This window comes from Pseudomonas chaetocerotis (assembly GCF_015712105.2).
GTDB classification, from domain to species: Bacteria; Pseudomonadota; Gammaproteobacteria; order Pseudomonadales; family Pseudomonadaceae; genus Aquipseudomonas; species Aquipseudomonas chaetocerotis.
The window spans coordinates 1-24667 of sequence record NZ_JACFYX020000012.1 but is presented as its reverse complement, the minus strand read 5'-3'; the positions used below and the strand labels follow the sequence as shown (position 1 = coordinate 24667).

At 62.7% G+C, this 24667-nt stretch carries 25 protein-coding genes, 1 other RNA gene and 1 pseudogene; 16 read left to right on the top strand and 11 right to left on the bottom strand.

The features are described 5' to 3' along the window. Window positions 1–20: 20 nt before the first annotated feature. Together H3221_RS19865 and H3221_RS19860 are read right to left on the bottom strand one after the other, a co-directional pair. Window positions 21–1877 (bottom strand): sensor domain-containing diguanylate cyclase, encoded by a 1857-nt coding sequence (locus tag H3221_RS19865; protein ID WP_196475173.1) that lies wholly within the window; start codon window positions 1875–1877, stop codon window positions 21–23. Between the two features lie 48 nt (window positions 1878–1925). Continuing rightward, the gene (locus H3221_RS19860) at window positions 1926–2375 is read right to left on the bottom strand and encodes an EVE domain-containing protein (protein ID WP_196475174.1); all 450 of its coding nucleotides are present in this window, start codon (window positions 2373–2375) and stop codon (window positions 1926–1928) included. Window positions 2376–2568: 193 nt separating this feature from the next. Here H3221_RS19860 and H3221_RS25660 point away from each other — a divergent pair, with 193 nt between their 5' ends. After that, the gene (locus tag H3221_RS25660) at window positions 2569–2700 is read left to right on the top strand and encodes a hypothetical protein (RefSeq protein WP_256667014.1); all 132 of its coding nucleotides are present in this window, start codon (window positions 2569–2571) and stop codon (window positions 2698–2700) included. A 54-nt stretch (window positions 2701–2754) separates the two neighbouring features. Here the strand turns inward: H3221_RS25660 and H3221_RS19855 are convergent, their stop codons facing one another. From H3221_RS19855 to H3221_RS19840, 4 genes are all read right to left on the bottom strand, one after another. After that, a complete protein-coding gene (locus H3221_RS19855) occupies window positions 2755–3351 on the bottom strand; it encodes a 5-formyltetrahydrofolate cyclo-ligase (RefSeq protein ID WP_196475175.1) in 597 nt (198 codons plus the stop codon). A gap of 55 nt (window positions 3352–3406) precedes the next feature. Further along, a non-coding RNA gene (ssrS, locus tag H3221_RS19850) (6S RNA) lies at window positions 3407–3585 on the bottom strand. Window positions 3586–3652: 67 nt separating this feature from the next. Beyond that, a complete protein-coding gene (locus tag H3221_RS19845) occupies window positions 3653–3958 on the bottom strand; it encodes a cell division protein ZapA (RefSeq protein WP_196475176.1) in 306 nt (101 codons plus the stop codon). Then, window positions 3955–4164, bottom strand: coding sequence for a TIGR02449 family protein (locus tag H3221_RS19840; RefSeq protein WP_003458652.1), 210 nt, complete (start codon window positions 4162–4164; stop codon window positions 3955–3957). The genes H3221_RS19845 and H3221_RS19840 overlap by 4 nt, the downstream gene beginning before the upstream one ends. A 190-nt stretch (window positions 4165–4354) precedes the next feature. Here H3221_RS19840 and H3221_RS19835 point away from each other — a divergent pair, with 190 nt between their 5' ends. From H3221_RS19835 to H3221_RS19775, 13 genes are all read left to right on the top strand, one after another. Next, window positions 4355–4909: a YecA/YgfB family protein gene (locus H3221_RS19835; RefSeq protein ID WP_192984077.1), complete on the top strand. Its 555-nt coding sequence runs from the start codon at window positions 4355–4357 to the stop codon at window positions 4907–4909. A 19-nt stretch (window positions 4910–4928) separates the two neighbouring features. Beyond that, a complete protein-coding gene (pepP, locus tag H3221_RS19830; RefSeq protein WP_196475177.1) occupies window positions 4929–6263 on the top strand; it encodes a Xaa-Pro aminopeptidase in 1335 nt (444 codons plus the stop codon). 4 nt (window positions 6264–6267) lie between these two features. After that, a complete protein-coding gene (gene ubiH, locus H3221_RS19825; protein ID WP_196475178.1) occupies window positions 6268–7452 on the top strand; it encodes a 2-octaprenyl-6-methoxyphenyl hydroxylase in 1185 nt (394 codons plus the stop codon). Window positions 7453–7545: 93 nt separating this feature from the next. Next, a complete protein-coding gene (locus tag H3221_RS19820) occupies window positions 7546–8763 on the top strand; it encodes a 2-octaprenyl-3-methyl-6-methoxy-1,4-benzoquinol hydroxylase (protein ID WP_196475179.1) in 1218 nt (405 codons plus the stop codon). A 111-nt stretch (window positions 8764–8874) separates the two neighbouring features. Then, window positions 8875–9876, top strand: coding sequence for an extracellular solute-binding protein (locus H3221_RS19815; protein WP_196475180.1), 1002 nt, complete (start codon window positions 8875–8877; stop codon window positions 9874–9876). Between the two features lie 201 nt (window positions 9877–10077). Beyond that, window positions 10078–11694, top strand: coding sequence for an ABC transporter permease (locus H3221_RS19810; RefSeq protein WP_196475181.1), 1617 nt, complete (start codon window positions 10078–10080; stop codon window positions 11692–11694). Window positions 11695–12066: 372 nt separating this feature from the next. Further along, window positions 12067–13164, top strand: a complete 1098-nt coding sequence (gene gcvT / locus H3221_RS19805; RefSeq protein ID WP_196475182.1) for a glycine cleavage system aminomethyltransferase GcvT — start codon at window positions 12067–12069, stop codon at window positions 13162–13164. A 94-nt stretch (window positions 13165–13258) separates the two neighbouring features. After that, complete coding sequence (gene gcvH, locus H3221_RS19800; RefSeq protein WP_072423510.1) at window positions 13259–13648, top strand: glycine cleavage system protein GcvH; 390 nt, start codon at window positions 13259–13261, stop codon at window positions 13646–13648. Between the two features lie 325 nt (window positions 13649–13973). Next, window positions 13974–14288: a metalloregulator ArsR/SmtB family transcription factor gene (locus H3221_RS19795; RefSeq protein WP_196475183.1), complete on the top strand. Its 315-nt coding sequence runs from the start codon at window positions 13974–13976 to the stop codon at window positions 14286–14288. Beyond that, complete coding sequence (locus H3221_RS19790) at window positions 14285–14719, top strand: YeeE/YedE family protein (RefSeq protein ID WP_196475184.1); 435 nt, start codon at window positions 14285–14287, stop codon at window positions 14717–14719. The genes H3221_RS19795 and H3221_RS19790 overlap by 4 nt, the downstream gene beginning before the upstream one ends. A gap of 2 nt (window positions 14720–14721) precedes the next feature. Next, window positions 14722–15141, top strand: coding sequence for a DUF6691 family protein (locus H3221_RS19785; protein WP_196475185.1), 420 nt, complete (start codon window positions 14722–14724; stop codon window positions 15139–15141). A gap of 14 nt (window positions 15142–15155) precedes the next feature. Further along, window positions 15156–15344, top strand: a complete 189-nt coding sequence (locus tag H3221_RS19780; RefSeq protein WP_196475186.1) for a YgaP family membrane protein — start codon at window positions 15156–15158, stop codon at window positions 15342–15344. Window positions 15345–15461: 117 nt separating this feature from the next. After that, window positions 15462–16451: a cytochrome-c peroxidase gene (locus H3221_RS19775; RefSeq protein WP_196475187.1), complete on the top strand. Its 990-nt coding sequence runs from the start codon at window positions 15462–15464 to the stop codon at window positions 16449–16451. Between the two features lie 157 nt (window positions 16452–16608). Here the strand turns inward: H3221_RS19775 and aguA are convergent, their stop codons facing one another. From aguA to H3221_RS19750, 5 genes are all read right to left on the bottom strand, one after another. Beyond that, a complete protein-coding gene (gene aguA / locus H3221_RS19770) occupies window positions 16609–17706 on the bottom strand; it encodes an agmatine deiminase (protein ID WP_196475188.1) in 1098 nt (365 codons plus the stop codon). A 70-nt stretch (window positions 17707–17776) separates the two neighbouring features. Next, complete coding sequence (aguB, locus tag H3221_RS19765; RefSeq protein ID WP_196475189.1) at window positions 17777–18661, bottom strand: N-carbamoylputrescine amidase; 885 nt, start codon at window positions 18659–18661, stop codon at window positions 17777–17779. A gap of 221 nt (window positions 18662–18882) precedes the next feature. After that, entirely contained in the window at window positions 18883–19524 is a 642-nt protein-coding gene (locus H3221_RS19760; protein WP_196475190.1) for a TetR/AcrR family transcriptional regulator, read from the bottom strand. Window positions 19525–19595: 71 nt separating this feature from the next. After that, window positions 19596–20654: a polyamine ABC transporter substrate-binding protein gene (locus H3221_RS19755; RefSeq protein WP_196475191.1), complete on the bottom strand. Its 1059-nt coding sequence runs from the start codon at window positions 20652–20654 to the stop codon at window positions 19596–19598. A gap of 161 nt (window positions 20655–20815) precedes the next feature. After that, window positions 20816–22195, bottom strand: a complete 1380-nt coding sequence (locus tag H3221_RS19750) for a glutamine synthetase family protein (RefSeq protein WP_047591612.1) — start codon at window positions 22193–22195, stop codon at window positions 20816–20818. Between the two features lie 795 nt (window positions 22196–22990). Here H3221_RS19750 and H3221_RS19745 point away from each other — a divergent pair. Next, window positions 22991–24349 (top strand): glutamine synthetase family protein, encoded by a 1359-nt coding sequence (locus H3221_RS19745; RefSeq protein WP_160016789.1) that lies wholly within the window; start codon window positions 22991–22993, stop codon window positions 24347–24349. A 126-nt stretch (window positions 24350–24475) separates the two neighbouring features. Further along, a pseudogene (locus tag H3221_RS19740) lies at window positions 24476–24667 on the top strand (aspartate aminotransferase family protein); the annotation flags it as partial.

Here is a 24667-nt window from a genome sequence, read left to right as displayed (position 1 = left end):
CATTGTCTGTCAGATGCGCCTCAGGGGGCTTGATGCACGTCAAGCGGGGGAGGCTGCCACAGACAGGTACGATTGCGACCCTCATGCTTGGCACGATACAGCGCCTGATCGCCCTGGGCGAGCAGCTCACCTGGTTGTTCGTCTTTCACCGGGTCAACCACCGTGATGCCGATGCTCAGGGTCAGCCGACCAAACGGGCTGGCGGGGTGAGGGATATCCAGGCCGGCGACGGCCGCATGAATACGCGCAGCGACCTGCTCGGCACCCTCCAGGTTGGTGTTGGCGAGAATGATGGCGAATTCCTCGCCGCCATAGCGACAGGCCGTGTCGCCTTCGCGTTGCTGGCTTTCGCGCAGGGCTGCACTGACTTTACGCAGCGCGTCGTCGCCAGCGAGATGGCCGAGCGCATCGTTGTAGGCCTTGAAGTGGTCGATATCCAGCATCAGCAGCGCCAGGGGCGCGCCGAGACGGCGCAGGCGACGCCATTCGGCCTGCAGCTGCTGATCGAAGTAGCGGCGGTTGTAGAGCCCGGTCAGGCCGTCGAGCTGTGACAGGCGTTGCAGCTGCGCTTCCAGTTGCAGGCGCTCGCTATTGTCACGGGAAACAGCGATCAGGTATTCGCGGTCATGTAGCTGCACCAGTTGCGTGTTGATTTCCGCGGGCTGGCGACTGCCGTCACGGCGGATCAGCTCGCACTGGGAAATCCGCGAGAGATTGTCGCGCTGCGCCTGGCGTGCCTGCTCCAGCCAACGATGAAAGCCCGGCAGGAGTTTCTCTGGATCATCGCGCAGCAGATCGGCGAACTGCTCCGGGCGATAGCCGAGTGTGGCGTAAGTGGCCTGATTCATGTGCAGCAGTTCGCGGGTGCTGCTATCGAAGATGAACAGACCGTCATGGCTGGAATCGGTCAGATCCAATACCAGTTGCAGGCGTTCGCGGTTTTCGCGCAGGCGCTGCTCGGTCTCTTCGCGGCGTTCGGCCTCCAGCTTGAAGCGGCGGTTGGCCAGTTGCAGGGCATGGGCACGGCGGCTGTTTTCCAGCGCCAGGGCCAGGGCGGCTACCAGTAGCAGGCTGATCGCCAGGCTGGCGCCGAGTACCACGCCGGGCAGGGGCGACTCGAGTTGATCGAGCAATTGTTCGGTAGGGCTCAGGCGCAGACTGAAGTCCTGATTGTTGAGCAGGCTCAGGCCCAGTTGCAGGCTGTGCCGCGCATCGGTGTCCGCTGCACCATGACGGAACAAGCTATGACTGTTCTCCAGCAGCTCGAGGTTGAAGGCTTCGCGATCGATCTGGGTGAGCAACTGCAGCATCAGCGTTTCGACGCGAAAAACGCCCTGGAGGAAACCGTCGAACACCTTGCTGCCGTCCTGTTCGCGGTACAGCGGTGTGTAGAGGACGAAGCCGCGTCCACCCTGGACCAGATCGAAGCTGTTGGAAAAGCGTTGCTCGCCGCTCTCGCGGGCCTCCATCGCCAGCGGGTAGTTCGGGTGATCCGGGGACAGGCGAAAGTTCAGCGCCGCTTCGTTGCCGGCCACCGGCAGCAGCCAGCGCATGCGCAGGTCGTCGCCAACCCACTGGATTGATTGATAGACCGGAAAGCCGCGTATGGCACGCTCTACCTCATCATCCCAGCTGGCGCGCGGCAGACGACCCAAGTTGTTCCACAAGCGGGCGATGCGTTCGAGGCTGGCCACTTCCAGGTGCAGCGTGCTTTCCAGCTGACGTGCCAGGCTGCGTGCCTGGTAGCCGATGCGCTCATCGACGCGCTGCTGCTGCACGGCCTCGATCTGACGCCAAAGCAGGACGCTGGCACCACTCAGCACCATTAGCAGGAACGCCAGCGCAAATCGCGCTGGCCAGACGGAGGGTGCCGGCATGGAAAACTCCTTGGCTCTGTGAGGTGATAGCACAGTGCCGCATGTGACTCAATGCATGGCGAGAATTGCTTTCCACTCAGCATCGCTCACGGGCATCACCGACAGGCGACTGCCACGTTGTACCAATGCCAGTTCGGCCAGGAGTGGATTGTTCTTCAGTTGCTGCAACGCCAGCACTTCCTCGAAAGCTTCGACGAACTCGACGTCCAGGGCGCTCCAGGGATTCTTCTCGGTACTGGCCTTGGGGTCGTGATAGTGGCTTTGCGGGTCCAGTGCGCTGGGGTCCGGGTAGATCTCGCCGGCAATGCGCGCGATGCCGGCGATGCCGGGTTGCGGGCAACTGGAGTGATAGAAGAAGAACAGATCGCCGGGCTTCATCGCACGCATGAAGTTGCGCGCCTGGTAATTGCGTACGCCATCCCAGCGCGCTTTGCCCAGTCGTTGCAGGTCGTGGATGGACAACTCATCGGGTTCGGACTTCATCAGCCAATGAGGCATGAACTTTGCTCCTGCAGGTCTGTCCGTAAACGGACGCTCGTTTGAGGGATATCTCCGACGGCCGGTTGGCGCCAGAAATTGCACAGTGCTTGGCGCTGACGGACAATGCCCGGCTAACGCTTGGCGCCGTCGTATTGCACACAACAATAACGCGCGACCAACGCGCGCATTGCCTTGAAGGGGGAGGCAATAGATGAAACGCAAGCCAGATCTTTTGTGGGTTCTCGTCGTACTGTTCAGCCTGGGCGTGGTTACCACGGGTTACACCCAGAGCTTTTGGGAGCGCCAGAGCGACGCTCCGATCAATGTAACGCAGCAGCCCTGATTCGCGGACTGCCAGCGTAAGCGCCGCAGGGAACGCGGTGCCGCATCTTTCGATTCAATACCACGCCTTGTCCGTCACCGTTGCCTGCAAGGGCACGTCCCAGCTGGCCATCGCCAGTTCTTCCACGCGCTGACATTCATGCGCCAGGCCCAGTAGTGTCGGCATGTGCCAATTTTTGCGCATGCGCAGGTAAGCCAGGCTGCGGTCGTAGAAACCGCCGCCCATGCCCAGGCGGCCGCCGCGATCATCGAAGCCCACCAGCGGCAGCAGCACCAGGTCCAGCGCCCAGACCTTGCGTTGTCGCTTGGGCTGTGTGCGTGGCTCGAGGATGCGGAAGCGATTGCCCGCCAGTTTCTCGTGCCGAGTGACGCGCTGAAACACCATCTTGGTGCGCGGCCAGGCGCTGAGTACCGGCAGGTAGGTGCGTTTGCCGCGCTTCTGTGCAGCGGCCAGCAAAGGCCTTGGGTCGATTTCGCCATCGTTGGGCAGGTACAGGGCGATATGCCTGGCGCGGCGAAACTGCGGGCTTTGTGCCAGCTGGCGATACAGGTTGCGTGCGGCAAGACGTTGCTGGCTGCGGCTGAGCGCGCGACGACGCTGACGCAGCACGCGGCGCAGTTGCGGGCGACTGATCGTGGCTGGCGTAGTCATGAATTGGGGCTTGGACGAGGCGGGTAGCAGCGCTGAAGGTCACTGCTGGAAATGATGACTTCCCGGCGTGCCGCTGTCGGTTTAGCCCTTGAACCCGAAAGTTCAAGGTGGAGGTTGCAGGAGGCGTTAAGGCTTTCCGTCAGGCGGACATGCACACCGGCCCCAACGTGCAACCCCCGTGGTTGTGCGTATCGGCTCAGGGACATCACCGACTGGCGCACACCCCAGGAAGTTGCGCCCAGTATACCCCAACAGAGGGTCTGCGGGGCGGCCTGCGACGAACTGGCAGGCATGACGGTGCTCAGGCGCTCGGGTCGTCGGCCAGCGCATGGTCGACACGATCGAGCAGATCGCGCACCTGCTGGCGGGTGGAGTTGGCGTCCTGATCCAGGCGCTGTTGCTTGTGCAGCAGGTCGTGGGTGATGTTCAAGGCTGCCATCACGGCGACGCGGTCGGCACCGATCACTTTGCCGCTGGTACGGATCTCGCGCATCTTGCCGTCCAGGTAGCGAGCCGCGCTTTCCAGATTGGCGCGTTCGTCCTGCGGGCAGGTGATGCAATATTCTTTGTCCAGAATGTGGACGGTCACGGTGTTCGACTGGGTCATGAGTCCTGCTCCAGGGCTTTAAGGCGCGAAATCATCGATTCGACCTTGTGCCGGGCCATTTCGTTCTTTTCGATCAGATGGGCGCGTTCCTCACGCCAGGCCTGTTCATTCGCCAGCAGGAGTCGGTTGTGAGCCTTTAGCTGCTCGACACGCTGGATCAGCAGTTCCAGCTTGGCGGTCAATGCGTGCAGATCGGCGTCTTCCATGGGCTCTCGCTATGGGATGGCTGGCTGGACTGTATAGGCCTGTCCCGGTTACGGGTCAAACCCAGATAGCAGTGGTGTGATGCAGATGACGGCATCACCCCGGCGGCCTCGGATGGTCTTGCCGCGTCTGCCGGTGCTAGGATACGAGGCCTCCATTCTAGAGATTGCGCCGTCTGGCGCCTAGCTATCTATGTCGATTCCAAGCTCTCCCTACGCCGCCTTCGCCGCCCTGCTCAGCAGCGCCGGGCATTCCGTTTCCCCTGCCGAGCTGCATGGCCTGCTGCTGGGCCGCAGCTGTGCCGGTGCCGGCTTCGATGCCGATGCCTGGCTGCTCGACGCTGCCGACCTGCTCGGTGGCGAGCCGCAGGACAGCGTGCGCCAGGCGTTGATCGGTCTGCAGGAAATGGTCAAGGGTGAGTTGTGCAGCGAAGACGTCACCGTGGTGCTGCTGTTGCCGGATGACGAAACCCCGCTGGCGCAGCGCGCGGTCGCTCTGGGCCAGTGGTGTCAGGGCTTTCTCGGTGGCTTCGGCCTGACCGCTCGCGACGGTGCACTGAGTGCCGAAGCCATGGAAGTGTTGCAGGATCTCTCCGCCATCGCCCAGGTGCAGAGTGCACTGGAAGAATCGGAGGATGGCGAGAGCGACTACATGGAGGTCATGGAGTACCTGCGGGTCGCGCCGCTGCTGCTGTTCACCGAGTGCGCCAAGCCTGCGGCGCCTGCTGCCAAACCGTCCCTGCACTGATTGTTCGCTGGAGCCTGCCTTGATCAGCATCCCCAAGTCCGAATATGCCCGTCGGCGCAAGGCGCTGATGGCGCAGATGGAACCCAACAGCATCGCCATTCTGCCAGCGGCGCCGGTGTATATCCGCAACCGTGACGTCGAGCATGTCTACCGTCAGGACAGCGATTTCCAGTACCTCACCGGTTTCCCTGAGCCGGAAGCGGTGATGGCGCTGATCCCTGGGCGCGAGCACGGTGAGTATGTGCTGTTTTGCCGTGAACGCGATCCGGAGCGCGAGCTGTGGGATGGCCTGCGTGCCGGCCAGGACGGTGCGATCAGCCGGTTTGGCGCCGACGATGCCTTCCCCATTGGCGACATCGACGACATTCTTCCGGGGCTGATCGAAGGTCGCGAGCGTGTCTACTACGCCATCGGCAGCAATCAGGAGTTCGATCATCGGCTGATGGAGTGGGTCAACCATATCCGCGCCAAGGCGCGCCAGGGCGCCACGCCGCCAAACGAATTCGTCGCCCTCAACCATCTGCTGCACGACATGCGCCTTTACAAGTCCTCCGCCGAGGTGAAGGTGATGAAGGAAGCGGCCGAGATCAGTGCGCGTGCCCACATACGCGCGATGCAGGCGAGTCGCGACGGGCTGTTCGAATATCACCTGGAAGCCGAGCTGGACTACGAGTTCCGCAAGGGTGGAGCGAAGATGCCGGCCTACGGAAGTATCGTCGCCGCCGGCCGCAATGCCTGCATCCTGCACTACCGCGAGAACGACGCGGTGCTCAAGGACGGCGACCTGGTGTTGATCGACGCCGGCTGTGAGATCGACTGCTACGCCAGCGACATCACTCGTACCTTCCCGGTCAGCGGCAGGTTTTCCCCCGAGCAGAAGGCTATCTATGAGCTGGTGCTGGCCTCGCAGGAAGCCGCATTCAAGGAAATCGCGCCGGGCAAGCACTGGAACGAAGCCCACGAAGCCACGGTCCGGGTGATCACTGCCGGTCTGGTTGAACTGGGCCTGCTCGAGGGCGATGTCGACGAGCTGATCGTCAGCGAAGCCTACAAACCTTTCTATATGCACCGCGCCGGCCACTGGCTGGGGATGGATGTGCACGATGTCGGCGACTACAAGGTGGGCGGCGAATGGCGGGTGCTGGAAGTCGGCATGGCGATGACCGTGGAGCCGGGCATCTACATCGCCACCGACAACGACAAGGTCGCCAAGATATGGCGCGGCATCGGCGTGCGCATCGAGGACGACGTGGTAGTGACCAAGAAGGGTTGCGAGATTCTCACCAACGGTGTGCCCAAGACCGTTGCCGAGATCGAGGCACTGATGGCGGCCGCGCGCACCGAGGCGGCCTGAGCCCATGTCACGCGTACAGTTGGCCATTATCGGTGGCGGATTGGTCGGCGCCAGCCTGGCGCTGGCCCTGCAGGACACGGCACGCCAGCGTGGCTGGCGCATCGCCCTGATCGAACCCTTCGCGCCGGGCAGCGAGTACCAGCCCAGCTATGACGCGCGCTCTACCGCGCTGTCCTATGGCAGCCGGTTGATCTACGAGCGCCTGGGCCTGTGGCAGAGCATTGCCCAGCGGGCTGAGCCCATTCAGCAGATTCATGTTTCCGACCGCGGCCGCTTCGGCGCCACGCGCCTGCAGGCCATCGAGGAAGGCGTGCCGGCGCTCGGTTACGTGGCGGAGAACGCCTGGCTCGGCCATTGTCTGTGGCAGGCGCTGGATCAGGATGTGATCGAGTGGCGCTGCCCGGCCGAAGTGGTCGGCATGCAGCGCCTCGACGACGGCTATCGCCTGACCCTGAACGACGAAACCTGCCTCGACTGCGACCTGGCGATTCTTGCCGACGGTGGGCGCTCCGGTCTGCGTGAGCAGCTCGGTATCGGCGTCAGCAGCAAGCCTTATGGGCAGAGTGCGCTGATCGCCAACGTCAGCCCGCTGGAAGCGCATCGCGGGCAGGCCTTCGAGCGTTTTACCGATGACGGCCCGATGGCGTTGCTACCCCTGAGCGATAACCGTTGTGCACTGGTCTGGACGCGCGCTGCCGCTGACGCCGAGCGTCTGCTGCGTGCCAGCGAGGCGAGCTTTCTCGGTGAATTGCAGCAGGCTTTCGGTTATCGCCTGGGCGCCTTGAAGCAGGTGGGTGCGCGACATCTCTATCCGCTGAGCCTGGTCGAGGCGCAGGAGCAGGTGCGCCCGCATCTGGTGGTGCTGGGCAACGCCGCGCACAGCCTGCACCCTATCGCCGGTCAGGGCTACAACCTGTCGCTGCGCGATACCCTGGCGCTGGCCGAGGTGCTGATCGGCAGCGAGTCAGCGCTGGGGGATTTCGCCACGCTGCAGCGTTACCAGCAACGGCAAAAGCTCGATCAACAAATGACCGTCGGTTTCTCCGACCAGGTGACGCGCCTGTTCAGCAATGGGCAGCTGCTGCTGACCGCCGGGCGTAACCTGGGGTTGCTCGGCCTTGACCTGCTGCCGCCGGCCAAGCGCTGGTTCGCCCGCCAGGCCATGGGCATGGGAACCCGCAATCTATGAGCAATTCCGTAGAGTGTCGCGGCGCCGCCCAGGCCGTGCACACCAATCGGAAACCATGGTGCGCACGGCGCACCCCAGGGTTTGAGGAGTGATATGCGCGCTGATCTGATCATCGTCGGTGCCGGTATGGTCGGCAGTACTCTGGCCTTGGCACTGGAGCACAGTGGCCTGGAGATCCTGATCGTCGATGGCAGCCCGCTGAGCGTGGCGCCGTTCGATGTGCAGGCGCCGTTCGAGCCGCGCGTCAGTGCACTGTCGATGGCCAGTCAGCGCATTCTCCAGCGCCTGGGTGCCTGGCAGGGCATCGCCGCGCGGCGTGCCTGTCCTTATGGCGAGATGCGCGTGTGGGACGGCTCCGGCACCGGCAGCATCCACTTCGCCGCCGCCAGTGTGCATGCCGAGACCCTTGGTCATATCGTCGAAAATCGCGTGGTGCAGGATGCCCTGCTCGAACGTCTGCACGACAGCCAGATCGGTCTGTTGCCCGGCGCACGCCTGGAGCAACTGCGCCGCTCCGGCGACGACTGGTTGCTGACCCTGGAAGGCGGCCGTCAGTTGCGTGCGCCGCTGCTGGTGGCGGCTGATGGCGCCAATTCCGCAGTGCGGCGCCTGGCCGGTTGCGCCACGCGCGAATGGGATTATCTGCACCATGCCATCGTCACCAGCGTGCGTTGCGAGCGTCCGCATCAGGCCACCGCCTGGCAACGCTTCACCGACGATGGTCCACTGGCCTTCCTGCCGCTGGCAGGGCCTGCCGGCGAGCATTGGTGCTCGATCGTCTGGTCGACCGTGCCGGTGGAGGCCGAGCGTCTGATGGCGCTGGACGATGAAACCTTCTGCATCGAGCTGAGCAAGGCCTTCGAGTCACGCCTGGGCAAGGTGCTGCATGCTGATCGCCGTCTGTGCATCCCGCTGCGCCAGCGTCATGCCAAGCACTATGTGGAGCCTGGGCTGGCGCTGATCGGCGATGCCGCGCACACCATCCATCCACTGGCGGGGCAGGGGGTCAACCTGGGTTTCCTTGACGCTGCTGTGCTGGCCGAGGTGCTGCTGCATGCCGCTGAACGGGGTGAGCACCTCAGCGATGAGCGCGTGCTGAGCCGTTTCGAGCGTCGGCGCATGCCGCACAACCTGGCGATGATGGTGGCGATGGAAGGCTTTCAGCGCCTGTTCCAGGCCGACCCCTTGCCGCTGCGCCTGCTGCGCAATGTCGGTCTCGATCTGGTGGACGGTCAGGCCGAGGCCAAGGCGCTGTTCGTGCGTCAGGCGCTTGGGCTGGCCGGTGACCTGCCGGAATTGGCGCGGGCCTGAGCGGACGTAACTTGTAATAACTGCTGCGTGTTGTCTTGCTGTTTACGTTGAGAAGGCAAATAACATTCACTACTATTCAGCCACTTTGCTCACTCACAAGAGGCTGGTCCCATGAAGGCTCGCAACGCGCTTCTCGCTGCATTCACTCTCAGCACCCTGGCAACTGCCGTTCAGGCTGCCGACGAAGTGGTGGTCTATTCCGCCCGCATCGACGAGCTGATCAAGCCGGTATTCGATGCCTACACCGAGAAAACCGGGGTCAAGGTGAAGTTCATCACTGACAAGGAAGCCCCGTTGATCGCTCGTCTCAAGGCCGAAGGCGCCAACACGCCGGCTGACCTGCTGATCACCGTCGACGCCGGCAACCTCTGGCAGGCCGAGCAGGAAGGCGTGCTGCAGCCGACCAAGTCCGACGTGATCGACGCCAATATCCCCGCCCAGTACCGTTCCAGCACCGACAGCTGGACGGGCCTGTCGCTGCGTGCGCGGACCATTTTCTACTCCACCGAGCGCGTCAAACCGCAAGAGTTGTCCACCTACGAAGCCCTGGCTGAAAAGGACTGGGAAGGCCGCCTGTGCTTGCGCACCAGCAAGAAGGTCTATAACCAGTCGCTGACCGCCACCCTGATCGAAGCCCATGGCGCCGAGAAGACCGAGGAGATCGTCAAGGGCTGGGTCAACAACTTGGCTACCGATGTGTTCCCGGATGACACTGCACTGCTGCAGGCCATCGACGCCGGCCAGTGCGACGTGGGCATCACCAACACCTACTACTACGGTCGCCTGCACAAGCAGCAGCCGGATCTGAAGGTCAAACCCTTCTGGCCGAACCAGAACGACCGTGGCGTGCACGTCAACCTGGCCGGTGCCGGTGTGACCAAGCATGCACCGCACGCCGAACAGGCCAAGAAGCTGCTGGAGTGGATGACCACCCCGGAAGCACAGAGCATCTTCGCTGGCGTCAACCAGGAGTTCCCGGCCAACCCGGCGGTCGCACCGTCCGAGGAAGTGGCTGCCTGGGGTACCTTCAAGGCTGACTCGGTTGCGACCGAAGTGGCGGGCAAGCGTCAGGCTGAAGCCACCATGCTGATGGATCGCGCTGGCTGGCAATAAGGGAGATCGTGCCCACGCTCCGGCGTGGGTACGTCACCAGCGACGCTTCGCGTCACGTCTGTTGGCTTCTGGCGCTGGAGCGTCGAGCGCTGCATTCCCACGCGGAGCGTGGGAACGATCATCGACGAGCACAGCGCTGCCGTTATACTGCGACGCCCCGCCCAGCCGGGGCGTCGTCATTTCCGTAGTCGAGGAATCCGCGTGCCGCATCCCGTCCAGCGTCGCTGGTACCCCATCGTCCTTGCCGTCGCCGCTCTTGTGCTGATGCCCCTGTCGGTATTGCTGCTGAGCTGGCATGAGGTCGATCAGCAAATCTGGTCGCACCTGTGGCAGACGCAGATGGCGCGGCTGATTGGTAACACGCTGACGTTGGTGATGGGGGTCGGTGTGGGTGTGACGCTGCTGGGCGTCAGCCTGGCCTGGCTCACCAGCCTCTGCGAGTTCCCCGGGCGGCGCTGGCTGGACTGGGCGCTGATGCTGCCTTTCGCGATTCCCGCCTATGTCCTGGCCTTCGTCTTCGTGGGCTTGCTGGATTTCGCCGGCCCGGTGCAGACGCTGCTGCGCGAATGGTTCGGCAGCGGCTTGCGCTTGCCACGAGTGCGCTCTACCGGTGGCGTGATCATCGTTCTGGTGCTGGTGTTCTATCCCTACGTCTACCTGCTCGCCCGTGGTGCCTTCCTGGCACAGGGCAAGGGTTTGATGGAGGCCGCGCGGGTGCTCGGGCAGAGCCCCTGGCAGGCGTTCTGGCGCGTGGCACTGCCGATGGCGCGCCCGGCCATCGGTGCCGGGCTGGCCCTGGCGATCATGGAAACCCTGGCCGATTTCGGTGCAGTGTCTGTGTTCAATTTCGACACCTTCACCACGGCGATCTACAAGACCTGGTACAGCTTCTACAGCCTGACCAGTGCCACTCAGCTGGCCAGTCTGCTGCTGCTGGCGGTGGCGCTGGTGCTCTATGGTGAGCGCCGTGCGCGTGGCGCCGCGCGGCCAGCCAACGAGCGTCCACGGGGCAAGGCGCTGTATCAGCTGCACGGCTGGAAGGCCTTCGCCGCCAGCGCCTGGTGCGGCCTGGTGTTCGCCTGCGCCTTCGTCATCCCCCTGCTGCAACTGCTGGCCTGGTTCTGGCAGCGTGGTCGCTTCGACCTCGATGAGCGCTACGCCGGGCTGATCCTGCATACCCTCTATCTGGGCGGCATGGCGGCATTGATCACCGTCAGCGTTGCCATGCTGCTGGCCTTCGCCCGGCGTCAGGCGCCGAATCGCGGCGTGCGTTTTGGCGTCGCGCTGGGCAACCTCGGCTATGCCTTGCCGGGTTCGGTGCTGGCGGTGGCGATCATGCTGGCATTCAGCTTTCTTGATCGTGAACTGATAATTCCACTGTCCACGGCATTGGGCGGTGCTGGCAAGCCGCTATTGCTGGGTAGCCTGGCGGCGCTGTTGGTGGCCTATCTGATTCGCTTCATGGCGGTGGCCTTCGGGCCTCTGGAAACCAGCCTGGCGCGTATTCGTCCGTCCCTGCCCGAGGCCTCGCGCAGTCTTGGCGTCGGTAGCTTCGGGCTGTTCTTCAGGGTCTATCTGCCGCTACTGCTGCCTGGCACGTTGTCGGCGGCGTTGTTGGTGTTCGTCGATGTGCTCAAGGAGATGCCTGCGACCCTGCTGATGCGCCCGTTCGGCTGGGACACGCTGTCGGTACGAGTCTTTGAAATGACCAGCGAGGGCGAATGGGCGCGCGCCTCGCTGCCAGCGTTGACCCTGGTATTGGTCGGCCTGTTGCCGGTGATTTTGCTGATTCGTCGTTCGGCACGCGGTTTCGGTTGATCAAGACAGCGCTGTAGGGCGGGTGCAACCCACCAGTGTCGGGGCATGGCGGATTACACCCGCTCTACGACCTGAAGCCAGGATGACCCCCCGGACGCATGCAGCTACAATGCGCGCCATTCGCGAGCCGGGGTAACCCGACAGGACTCATCTAGAAGCGTAGCCGAGGCAGCCAGTGCAAGGCGCAACGACCAACGGGAGTAACAGCCGCAAGGCTGGCCCGAAGGGTGAGCGCCAGTGAGTAAAGTGGGAGATAAAGCGGAATGTACTTTTGTACATGAGCATTTCGAGCCCACTTTCAACGCAGCAATGGCAACGCAGGTAGCTTCTAGGGGGCTAAATCGCTTCGCCAAGCCCGGAAGGAGATAACCCATGGGACAGCGCACCCCCCTCTATGACCTGCACCTGGCACTGGGGGCCAAGATGGTGGATTTCGGCGGCTGGGACATGCCGCTGCACTACGGTTCGCAAGTGGAGGAGCATCATCAGGTGCGCCGCGAGTGCGGCGTGTTCGATGTCTCGCACATGTGCGTGGTGGACGTTAGCGGCAGCCAGGCCCAGGCCTTTTTGCAGCGTCTGCTGGCCAACGACGTGGCCCGTCTGGACAGCCCCGGCAAGGCCCTTTACAGCGCCATGCTTAATGAGCAGGGTGGGGTGATCGACGACCTGATCGTCTACCTCACCAACTCTTCTTCTCAGGAGCAGGGTTACCGTCTGGTGGTCAACGCCGGTACCCGTGACAAGGACCTGGCCTGGATGCACGCCCAGGCGAGCGATTTCAACGTGCAGCTGCGTGAGCGCCGCGACCTGGCCATGCTCGCCATTCAGGGGCCGAAGGCGCGCGCACGCGTGTCCGAACTGCTGAGCCAGGCACGTGCCGCACTGATCCACGAGCTCAAGCCATTCCAGGGCTTGCCCGAGGGCGACTGGTTCATCGCGCGTACCGGTTATACCGGCGAAGACGGTCTGGAAATCGTGCTGCCGGTGACTGATGTGGTGCCCTTTCTCAACGATCTGGTCGGTGCCGGTATTGCTCCCATCGGCCTGGGTGCACGCGACACCCTCCGGCTGGAGGCGGGCATGAACCTCTACGGCCAGGACATGGACGAGCAGGTCAGCCCGCTGGCCGCCAATATGGCCTGGACCATCGCCTGGGAGCCGGTCGCGCGCGACTTCATCGGCCGCCCGGCACTGGAGGCGCAGCGCGCCGCCGGGTGCCCGAGCAAGCTGGTGGGCCTGGTGCTGGAGGAGCGCGGCGTGCTGCGCGCGCATCAGGTGGTGCGCGTTGAAGGTATCGGTGACGGTGAGATCACCAGTGGCAGCTTCTCGCCTACGCTGAACAAATCCATCGCCCTGGCACGGGTGCCGGCAGCGACCGGGGATCGTGCCGAGGTGGAGATCCGCGGCAAGTGGTACCCGGTGCGTGTGGTCAGGCCAGGCTTCGTGCGCAATGGCAAAACCCTTATCTGAATCATCAGATCGCGGTGCTGGCTTCCCCTGGCGCTGCGGCCTGCTAAATTGTCCTGACGGCCCACTTGCCGTCATCGCTTACGAGGAAAGACACATGAGCAATATCCCCGCCGATCTGCGTTATGCCGCCAGCCACGAGTGGGCGCGCCTGGAGGCTGACGGCAGTGTGACCGTGGGCATCTCCGACCACGCCCAGGAAGCCCTTGGCGACGTGGTGTTCATCGAGCTGCCGGAAGTTGGCAAGCAACTGAACGCTGGCCAGGAAGCTGGCGTGGTGGAGTCGGTCAAGGCTGCTTCCGACATCTATGCGCCAGTCGGCGGCGAAGTGATCGCCATCAACGAAGCGCTGGCCGACAGCCCGGAAAGCGTTAACGGCGATCCGTACGGCAGCTGGTTCTTCAAGCTCAAACCGAGCGACGCCAGCGAGCTGGACAAACTGCTGGATGCTGCAGCCTATCAGGCCGCTGCTGACGCTGACGCCTGATTCATCTGGTCTCGACCCGGAAACCCGCTATGGCGGGTTTCTGCTTTTCTGGGCTCCGCTCATGAATTCGCTTGCAGGGCGCCAGTGGTAGCCCGGATGTAATCCAGGGAGTGACGATACCCCTTGTGGCAGGCGCTTCAGCGGTGAGCTCTTGTCGCGGCTAAAGCCCCTCCGACGATTTGTGCTGTGCATGCATCGGTTGGTGCGGATAGGTGCGCTCCTGTAAGGCCTGTTCAAGCCCCTTCTTAACCGCTGGTCAGCTGTGCTGTCACTTTGCTGAAATACAATATATAATAATACATATTGTATTGACTGAAGGTGTTCCGTGGTCGAATCCATCGATATCCAGCAACTGCGAGCCAATGCCGACGCTGCCGGGCAACTGCTCAAGGCATTGGCCAATCCGGATCGCCTGCTGCTGCTTTGCCAGCTGTCGCAAGGCGAGCGCAACGTCAGTGAGCTTGAGACGCTGCTCGGTATCCAGCAGCCCACGCTGTCACAGCAACTGGCCGTGCTGCGTCGTGAAGGGCTGGTGGCAACCCGTCGCGACGGCAAGCAGATCTTCTATCGCATCAGCAGCCTGGCGGCGCTGGCGGTGATCGAGACCCTGTATCGGCTGTTCTGCGAGGGCCAGCAATGAACATCGACTGGGCCGCTTTCACGCCCTGGAGTGCTCTGGCTGGCGGTGCCCTGATTGGCCTGGCGGCATCCGTGTTCGCCTTGGTAAATGGGCGGGTTGCCGGTATCAGCGGCTTGCTCGGCAGCCTGCTGCAACGCGGTGCCGAGGGGCGCGGTGAAAAGGGGGCGTTCCTTCTTGGCCTGCTTCTGGCGCCTTTGCTCTGGGGAGTATTCGCGGCATTGCCGGAGATTCGGTTCGAGACGGGAAGCCTGGGCTTGATCGTTGCCGGCTTGCTGGTGGGTATCGGCACCCGCTACGGCTCGGGCTGCACCAGCGGCCATGGCGTCTGCGGTATTTCCCGTCTGTCGCCGCGCTCGTTGGTGGCCACGTTGGGCTTCATGGCCAGCGGTTTCGTCACGGTATTTGTCCTGCGTCATCTGCTGGGGGCATGAACATGGTCAGACTCAGTGCATTCGCCTGCGGCCTGCTGTTTGGTTTTGGATTGCTGTTGGCGGGCATGGCCGATCCGGCCAAGGTGCTGGCCTTTCTCGATCTGGCCGGTAACTGGGACCCGTCTCTCGCCCTGGTGATGGCAGGCGCCATTGGCGTCGCGGCGCTGCCGTTGAGTTTGGCGCAGCGGCGCGCCAAGGCACTGCTCGGCGGCGCCATGCAGTTGCCGAGGCGTCGCGACCTCGATGTTCGTCTGATTGGTGGCAGCCTGCTGTTCGGGGTTGGTTGGGGTATCGCCGGCATCTGTCCGGGGCCGGCCGTGGCCATCCTGCTGAGCGGGCACTGGCAGGCTCTACTGTTCGTCGCGGCGATGCTCGCCGGCATGCTGATCTTTACTGCGCTGGAAGGCCGGCGCGGACGTTGACCTGGAGAAACTCGATGAAAGCCAATGTTGGAACGCTCGACCGCAGTCTGCGCATCGTCGCAGGTCTGATTCTGATCGCGCTGAGCCTGGCCGGCGTGATCGGTCTGTGGGGCTGGATCGGTGTAGTGCCACTGGCAACCGGCATCTTCCGTTTCTGCCCGGCGTATCCACTGCTGGGTATCAGCACCTGCAAAATGAAATGAAACAAATCCACTGAGGTGGCATGCGTGTGCGGCTTGATGTAGATCAAGCCACCCCGGGTGTGCGCTGGGCATGGTCAAGGCATAACCAGAACAGCCAATACACGAGGAGATATACGCATGCGCACTCTGAGCCTGATGGTCGGCTTGTGCCTGGGCGCCAGCGCCTGGGCCAGTGTACCGATCAACGAACCCGTCGAGCCTATCCCACCGGCCGAGATCACCGATCCGGCCAAGGTGGAGTTGGGCAAGCAGCTGTTCTTCGATCCGCGCCTGTCGCGCTCGGGGTTCATTTCCTGCAACGCCTGCCACAACCTGTCGATGGGCGGCAGCGACAACTTGCCCAGCTCCATCGGTCATAACTGGCAGCAAGGGCCGATCAATTCGCCCACGGTGCTCAACTCCAGTCTCAACCTCGCGCAGTTCTGGGATGGCCGAGCCGCCGACCTCAAGGAACAGGCTGCCGGCCCCATCGCGAACCCGATGGAGATGGCCTTCACTCACATTCTCGCCATCGACGTGCTGCGCTCGATCCCGCAATACCGCGAATCGTTCAAGGCCGTGTACAAGACCGATGAAATCATCCTCGATGAGGTGACCGACGCCATCGCCGAGTTCGAAAAGACGCTGGTCACGCCCAATTCGCGCTTCGACCTGTGGCTCAAGGGCGACCGGCAGGCCATCACCCAGACCGAACTGGAGGGCTACGAGCTGTTCAAGTCCATTGGCTGCGTCGCTTGTCACAACGGCCCGGCGCTGGGCGGCAACTCGTTCCAGAAGATGGGGCTGGTCGAACCCTATGAAACCAGCAATCCGGCCGAGGGCGTTGCGGGCCTGACCGGCAAGGATGCCGATCGCTTCAAGTTCAAGGTGCCAACCCTGCGCAATGTCGAACTGACCTATCCCTACTTCCACGACGGCGCCTACTGGAAGTTGGAGGAATCGGTGGACATCATGGCGCGCTTGCAGTTGGGTCGTCAGTTGAGCGAGGAGGAGATCGGCAAGATCACCGCATTCCTCAAGACACTGACCGGCGAGCAGCCGAGCTTTGCCCTGCCGATCCTGCCGCCGTCGAACAACGATACGCTGCGGCCGCAGCCGTTCGAGTGAGTCGGCGGTCATGTAAACGCCCGGCATGTGCCGGGCGTTTACAGGCGGAGGCGGGTAAATCCGCCGTAGGGTGGATAACGCTGTGTTTATCCACCATTGCCGAAGGCAGGGGTGCCGCCTTTGGTGGACAAGCTTCGCGTTGTCCACCCTACGTTGCTCAGCCTTTGGGCTGCTGCTGGGTGATGCAGTGGATATTGCCGCCGCCGAGCAGAATCTCGCGGCCAGGCACCATCACCACGCGATGCTCGGGGAACACGCGTTGAAGAATGGCACGGGCTTGCTCGTCCTTCGGGTCATCGAAGCTCGGCGCGACGATGCCGCCGTTGACGATCAGGAAGTTGACGTAGGAGCCGGCCAGGCGAACTTCCGGATTACGCTCCTGGCTGCCGTCGACGATGTCGACGCCTGCGCATTCTTCTGCGGTGGCGTGAAGCGGGCCAGGGATTGGCATCTTGTGCACGGTCAACTGACGACCCCTGGCGTCGCGCGCGGTTTCCAGCACGCGCATGGCGGCCTGGCAACGCGGATAGTTGGGATCATTCACATCGTCGGTCCAGGCCAGTAGCACTTCACCAGGACGCACGTAGCAGCAGAAGTTATCGACGTGGCCGTCGGTCTCGTCGTTGAACAGGCCGTCCGGCAACCAGATCACCGTGTCGATGGCCAGGTGCTCGCGCAGCACGGCCTCGATTTCCTCACGCGACAGGTGCGGGTTGCGGTTCCTGTTCAGCAGGCACTCCTCGGTGGTGATCAGGGTGCCCTCGCCGTCGACGTGGATCGAGCCGCCCTCGAGCACGAAACCTTCGGTGCGATAGCGCTTGCAGCCTTCGATCTCGAGAATCTTGCGCGCCACCTGGTCGTCACGCAGCCAGGGCCAGTAAAGACCGCCGTCGAAGCCGCCCCAGGCATTGAACGCCCAGTCCACGCCGCGCACTTCGCCGTTGGCGTTGCTGACGAAGGTCGGGCCGGTGTCGCGCACCCAGGCGTCGTCGGTGGTGATTTCCACCAGGCGGATGTTGGCGTCATCCAGGCGCGCGCGGGCGTTTTCGTATTGCGCGGCGGACACGCAGACGGTTACTGGCTCGAACTGGGCGATGGCCTTGGCCACCGCGGCGAAGGCGGCCTGGGCCGGCTTGCCGCCGTTGCGCCAGTTGTCCGGGCGCTCGGGCCAGATCATCCAGGTCTGGCTGTGTGGTTCCCATTCTGCCGGCATGCGAAAGCCATCGGCGCGTGGTGTGGTGGTCAGCGTGGTCATGTCCTGGTTCCGTAGGGTGCGCCATGCGCACCGGCAAAGTGTTTGGAGGATGAGGTGCGCACAGCGCACCCTACGGCATCGACGGCGTTTCACCATCGAGCGTCGAAAGTGGCCAGTATAGGTTCGGGCGACGGTCACGGAACACACCCCAGGCCGTGCGCACCTTCTCCAGCTCGCTCAGGTCGAAGCTGTGCACCAGCACGCCTTCCTCGGTCTGGTTCAGTTCCTCGACCTTCTCGCCGTACTGGTTGGCGATGAACGAGCTGCCGTAGAAGGTGATGTCGTAACCGTCCTGTTCCTCGTGGCCAATACGGTTGCTGGCCACCAGCGGAATCAGGTTGGCGCCGGCATGACCCTGCTGCACGCGCTGCCAGTGGTCGCGCGAGCTGATGTTCGGGTCATGCGGCTCGCTGCCGATGGCGGTCGGGTAGAAGAGAATTTCCGCACCCATCAGGGCCATGCTGCGTGCGCACTCCGGGAACCACTGATCCCAGCAGATGCCCACGCCGATGCGCGCGTAGGCGGTGTCCCAGACCTTGAAGCCGGTGTCTCCCGGGTTGAAGTAGTACTTCTCGTGGTAGCCGGGCCCATCAGGGATGTGGCTTTTTCGATAAATACCGAGGTTGCTACCGTCAGCGTCGAGGATGGCGATGCTGTTGAAGCGGGCGCGGCCGGCACGTTCGAAGAAGCTGATCGGCAGCACCACCTTCAGCTCGGCGGCGACCTTCTGGAAGTGCTGGATGGCTGGATTTTCCTCCACCGTGGTAGCCAGCTGGGTGTGGTCGGCGTTCGGTTTCTGGCAGAAGTAGGGTGCCTCGAACAGCTCCTGGATCAGGATGATCTGGGCACCCTGGGCGGCAGCCAGGCGCACCAGCTTCTCGGCATTGGCGATATTCGCGGGAGTATCCCAGGTGCAGGCCATCTGGGTCGCAGCGACGGTAACGATACGGGACATGAAGCACCTCTTGTGAGCCGGCGCAGCCGGCCAGTCTTCTGCGGAGTGCCATGGCTGGAAGAGATCGACCACAGCGTGCTGGTCGATTTATATCCGATAAATATCGACATTAGAAGAGAGGTGGATGCCATTTGGTCAATATTTTTCGATTTATATCGATTTTTATTGGGCGTACACCCGCGGGCCGCCGCCTGGGCAGGCAGTAGCGGTAACGCTTCGGGTCAGTCGAGCGGGATCGTGCGTTTCGGCAGGGCAGCCGGCAGATAGAGGCCCAGGTAGGCATCGAACACGCGCATGCCTTCCTCGGCCAGGCGTGGCGTGATTTCGCCGTGCAGCTGTACCGAACGGGCGTAGACACGGTCGCCAAGCTCCATGGCCAGGGCGAATACATCGATATCCGTCGGCAATTGCGGCAGAGGGAAGTGGCGCTCGAACAGGGTCTGCATCAGGCGACCCAGCTCGATGTCATGTTGGTGATCCGCCTGGGTCACCTCGGCCAGGCCGTGCTGGGCGAGAATCAGCTGGCGTGCCGCCGCATCGCGGGCATAGATGGCCAGCATGCGTCGCTCGATGATGTGAGACAGGTCATGCCAGCTGCGCAGGCTGGCGTGCTCGACCGGCACCTGCAGGCAGGCGCGGAAGGCGGCGTGCACGTCGGCGGTCAGGCCTTCGAGCAGTGCCGGTACGCTGGCGAAGAAGTGGTAGACCGAGGAGGGCGGAATCTTCGCGTGCTCGGCCACGGTGTATATCGACAGATTGGCCACGCCTTGCGCGGCCAGCAGTTCGCGTGCTGCCGCAAGAATCACGGCGATCCGTGCCTGACTGCTGGCGCGCGGCTTACGGGTGCTGGCAGGGCGCGACATGGTGAGCTCCTCGGTGGGCGAGGTGCTATTGGACGTCAGGCGGTGTTGGCGAGGCAAGCCTCGCCATCCGTTCAACTGCCGTCGCGGAAGCGCTGCCAGACGTTGTTGCGTACCTGGGCATGCTTCTGCGAGAGAACCTCCAGTGGATACAGGCGGCGCTTGGTGTCCTGATCCGGATAGAGCCCGGGTTGTTCCAGCAGGGCGCTGTCGATGAACTGTGCCGAGTCGGCATTGCCGTTGGGGTAGAGCGTCTCGGCGGTGATCTGCGCGATCACCTGCGGCTGCATCAGGTAGTTGATGAAGCGGTGGGCGAGCTCCGGGTGGCTGGCATTGGCAGGGATCACCAGGTTGTCGATGAACAGTACCGAGCCCTCGTCCGGCACCACGAAGCGCACTGGCTGGCCGGCCTGCGCTGCGGCCAGTGCATCGCCGACCCAGGCCATGGCCAGGCACAGGCGACCGTTGTTGAGGTCTTCGATGTAGCGCTCACTATCGACATAGCGCAGGCTCGGGCGCAGAGCGTCGAGTATCTCTCCGGCGCGCTCGATGCGGCTTGGTGCGCTGCGTGCCAGGCTGCGGCCCTGGTAGTTGAGCAGCAACGACAGGGTTTCATCCGACGCATCCAGCACGCTTATGCCGCAACTGGCCAGGCGCTTGCTCTGTTCGGCGTCGAACAGCAAGCTCCAGCTGTCCGGCAGCGGGCCGCCATAGGCCGCTTCGGCCTGCGGGGTATTGATCGCCAGGCCGACAGCGCCCCACAGGTAGGGGATGGCGTGCTGGTTCTGCGGGTCGACTGCGGCCAGCTTGCTCAGCAACTGCTTGTCCAGATGCGTGCGATTGGGCAGCAGGTTGAAGTCCAGTGGACGAATGCGGCCGCTGGCGATCAGCCCTGGCAGTTCATTGTGCGAGGGCACGGCGATGTCGATGGGCTGACCGCTTTCCAGCGCTTGCGCCAACTCCTCGGCACTGGCGAAGGTGTGGTACTCGACCCCGATACCGGTGTCGCGGGTGAAGTTTTCCAGCACCTGCGGCGCGATGTAATCGTTCCAGTTGTAGACACGGATGCTGTCGGCGGCCTGAGCCAGGCCGCAGCTCAGGCCCAGTAGGATGGCGGCAAGAGCGCGTTGCATGAGTAACTCCCCGATTGATCGAAGCAACAGTATCCGGCGGTGGTGGTCGCCGGGGGTTGATGCATGTCAGTGCGGTCGCCGTGCGGTGAACCGCAAGATGCCGGAGCAGGCGGTAATTGGCAGGCAAAAATAAGCCGGCTCTACGGCCGGCTTTCTCGGTGTTACACGGTGTGCAGGTACCAGTTGTACTCGAGGTCGGAGATGGTGGTCTCGAACTCCTGCAGCTCGGCTTCCTTGCATGCGACGAAGATGTCGATGTACTTCGGATCGATGTACTTGTTCAGCACTTCGCTGTCGTCCAGCTCGCGCAGGGCATCGCGCAGGTTATTCGGCAGGCTGGGTTCGAGCTGCTCGTAGGAGTTGCCCTCGATCGGCTCGCCCGGTTCGATCTGGTTGGTCAGGCCGTGGTGGATACCGGCGAGAATCGACGCCAGCATCAGGTAGGGGTTGGCATCGGCACCCGCCACGCGGTGTTCGATGCGGACCGCGTCGGCGCTGCCGGTCGGTACGCGTACGGCCACGGTGCGGTTGTCCAGCGCCCAGCTTGGTGCGTTGGGCACGTAGAACTGCGCGCCGAAGCGGCGGTAGGAGTTGACGTTGGGGCAGAGGAAGGCCATCGACGCCGCCATGGTGTCGAGAATGCCGCCGACGGCATGACGCAGCGAGGTGTTCTGCAGTGGATCGTCGGCGGCGAAGATGTTCTTGCCGGTCTTCTTGTCGAGCAGCGAGATGTGCACGTGCAGGCCATTACCCGCCTGGCCCGGATAGGGCTTGGCCATGAAGGTGGAATCCATCTCATGGTCGTAGGCGATGTTCTTGATCAGGCGCTTGAGCAGCAGCGCGTAGTCGCAGGCCTTGATGGCGTCTTCGACATGGTGCAGGTTGACCTCGAACTGCGCCGGGGCACTTTCCTTGACGATGGCATCGGCCGGGATGTCCTGCTCCTTGGCGGCTTCGAGCATGTCCTGCAGGCAGTCGACGTACTCGTCGAGGTCGTCGATCAGGTAGACCTGAGTGGAATGCGGGCGCTTGCCGGAGATCGGTGAGCGCGGCGGCTGCGGCCGACCGTTCACGTTCTCCTGGTCGATCAGGTAGAACTCCAGTTCGAAGGCTGCGCAGATACGCAGGCCCAGTTCGTCGAACTTCTGCACCACCTGTCGCAATACCTCGCGCGGGTCGGCGAAGAAAGGCGTGCCGTCCAGCTCGTGCATGGTCATCAGCAGTTGCGCAGTGGGGCGCTTCTGCCAGGGCTCGTTGCACAGGGTATTGGGGATGGGGAAGCAGATACGGTCGGCGTCACCGATATCCAGGCCAAGGCCGGTGCTCTCGACGGTGGAACCATTGATGTCAAGGGCGAAGAGCGAGGCCGGCAGGTTGATGCCTTTCTCGTACACCTTGTGCAGGGCGTTTCGATCGATGCGCTTGCCACGCACCACGCCATTCATATCTGCAATAAGAAGGTCGACGAACTGGACCTCGGGATGTTCCTTGAGGAACGCGTTCGCTTCGTTAAGCTGAACGGCACGCGGGGGTACCGACATGATGCAACACCTTTTTGTTAAATATATCAATCATGCGACTGCATGGGTGTGAGTCAATCCGAAACGCACTTTACTGTCAAGCTGGCCTCATGATGCCCTGTAGTGGGGCGTGATGGCCATTTTTGGGGCATTTAAAGGCCTTTCGGCGTGCTCCAGGCGTTGATCTTTCAGGCTGCTCAGTGGGGTGTGTTCAATTTTTTACAGAGCTATTGTGTAAAAAAATGAACAAGGCTAAGCTCGGTCCAAACCCACTAACAGCAATAATACGGGTGTCTCATGTTTTGCCTGCCGACCATCGGCGTCAGCGCTTGCACCAGGACCAACGGTCACGTGACCTCTTTCCTCGTCAGCGAGGCGAGTCTGCTCATCATGCGGGCTCGATCAGTCATGAGCATGGCCGCTGCAGCGCAGCAACAGCTTTCCTTTGCGGCTTCTGCGCCGCGCGGCCTGTCTCACCAGGCCGTTCGCTCATTCCATACCCTGCACGATAGCGTACGTGGCTGCGCAACGCCCCTTGGCGTCCGCTCAGGCCCACGCTCGGCAACACACAAGCCACTCGCTGGCTTCGCTGGGCTCGCGCCATGCCGCGAAACAGACAGCTCGGTGTTCGTGGGAAAGGGTGAGCGATTTTATTTCGGTGGAGTGAAATGCCAGGTGCCGGAGGTGCCGCACCCCTAGTAGCATCCACCCGAATATCTCGCCTTCTTTCAGGCCTTTGGTGAGGCTTGCAGGGAGAAGGCGGGGCAACGCTGAACCCGCTATAACTCAAGCTGGTTCTACAACCCTGAGGTCTCTATGAGTACCAAGTTAGACCAGCTCACGAGCTGGCTGAAAGAACGCAAAATCACCGAAGTCGAATGCCTGATCAGCGACCTGACCGGCATTGCTCGCGGCAAGATCTCGCCGACCAACAAGTTCCTCGACGAGAAGGGCATGCGCCTTCCCGAGAGCGTGCTGCTGCAGACCGTGACCGGCGACTACGTCGAGGATGACATCTATTACGAGTTGCTGGATGAGGCGGACATCGACATGTTCTGCCGCCCGGACGCCAATGCCGTATTCCTCGTGCCCTGGGCCATCGAGCCCACCGCGATGGTGATCCACGACACCTTCGACAAGCAGGGCAACCCCATCGAGCTGTCGCCGCGCAACATTCTCAAGCGTGTGCTGCAGATGTATGCCGACAAGGGCTGGAAGCCCATCGTCGCGCCTGAGATGGAGTTCTACCTGACCAAGCGCAACAGTGACCCAGACTTCCCGCTGGTAGCGCCGATGGGGCGTTCCGGTCGTCCAGAGGTGGGGCGGCAGTCGTTCTCCATCGATGCCGCCAACGAATTCGACCCGCTGTTCGAAGACGTTTATGACTGGTGCGAACTGCAACACCTGGATCTCGACACCCTGATCCACGAAGACGGTCCGGCACAGATGGAAATCAACTTCCGTCATGGCGAAGCCCTGCATCTGGCCGACCAGATCACCGTGTTCAAGCGCACCATGCGCGAGGCCGCGCTCAAGCATGACGTGGCGGCGACCTTCATGGCCAAGCCGATCACCGACGAGCCGGGCAGCGCCATGCACATCCACCAGAGCGTGGTCGACATCAAGACCGGCAAGAACCTCTTCTCCAATGATGATGGGACGATGAGCGAGCTGTTCCTGCACCACATCGGTGGCTTGCAGAAATATATCCCCGAGCTGTTGCCGCTATTCGCCCCGAACGTCAATTCGTTCCGCCGTTTCCTGCCCGATACCTCGGCACCGGTGAACGTGGAGTGGGGCGAGGAGAACCGTACCGTGGGCCTGCGGGTCCCCGAAGCCAGCCCGCAGAATCGTCGAGTGGAAAATCGCCTGGCCGGTGCTGATGCCAACCCTTACCTGGTGCTGGCGGCATCGTTGCTTTGTGGCTACATCGGCATGGCCGAGGGCATCAAACCCGGAGCGCCGGTCAAGGGCCGTGGCTATGAGCGCCGTAACTTGCGCCTGCCGCTGACCATCGAAGCCGCACTGGAGCGGATGGAAGCATGCAAGGTGGCCGAGAAGTACCTCGGCGAGAAGTTCATGCGCGGCTATGTCGCGGTCAAGCGTGCCGAGCACGAGAACTTCAAGCGGGTGATCAGCTCCTGGGAGCGCGAGTTCCTGCTGCTGTCGGTGTAACGCTGCGTAGCCTCTGACGGCTCTGTGGGAGGGGCTTTAGCCGCGAATACCGCCGCTGAAACGCCTCCCACGATCCAGACGTTTTTCGCGAGTTGTCGAGACGGCTCGCACAAACAAGGTGTTGTGATGAATCAGCAAGCCAAGAACCCCAAGACCGCCCACTGGCAGGCCCTCAGTCAGGCCCACCACCTGGCGCCGTTCAGTGATTACAAGCAACTGGCCGAGAAGGGCCCGCGCATCATCACTGAAGCCAAGGGTGTGCACCTGTGGGACAGCGAGGGCAACAAGATCCTCGATGGCATGGCCGGTCTGTGGTGC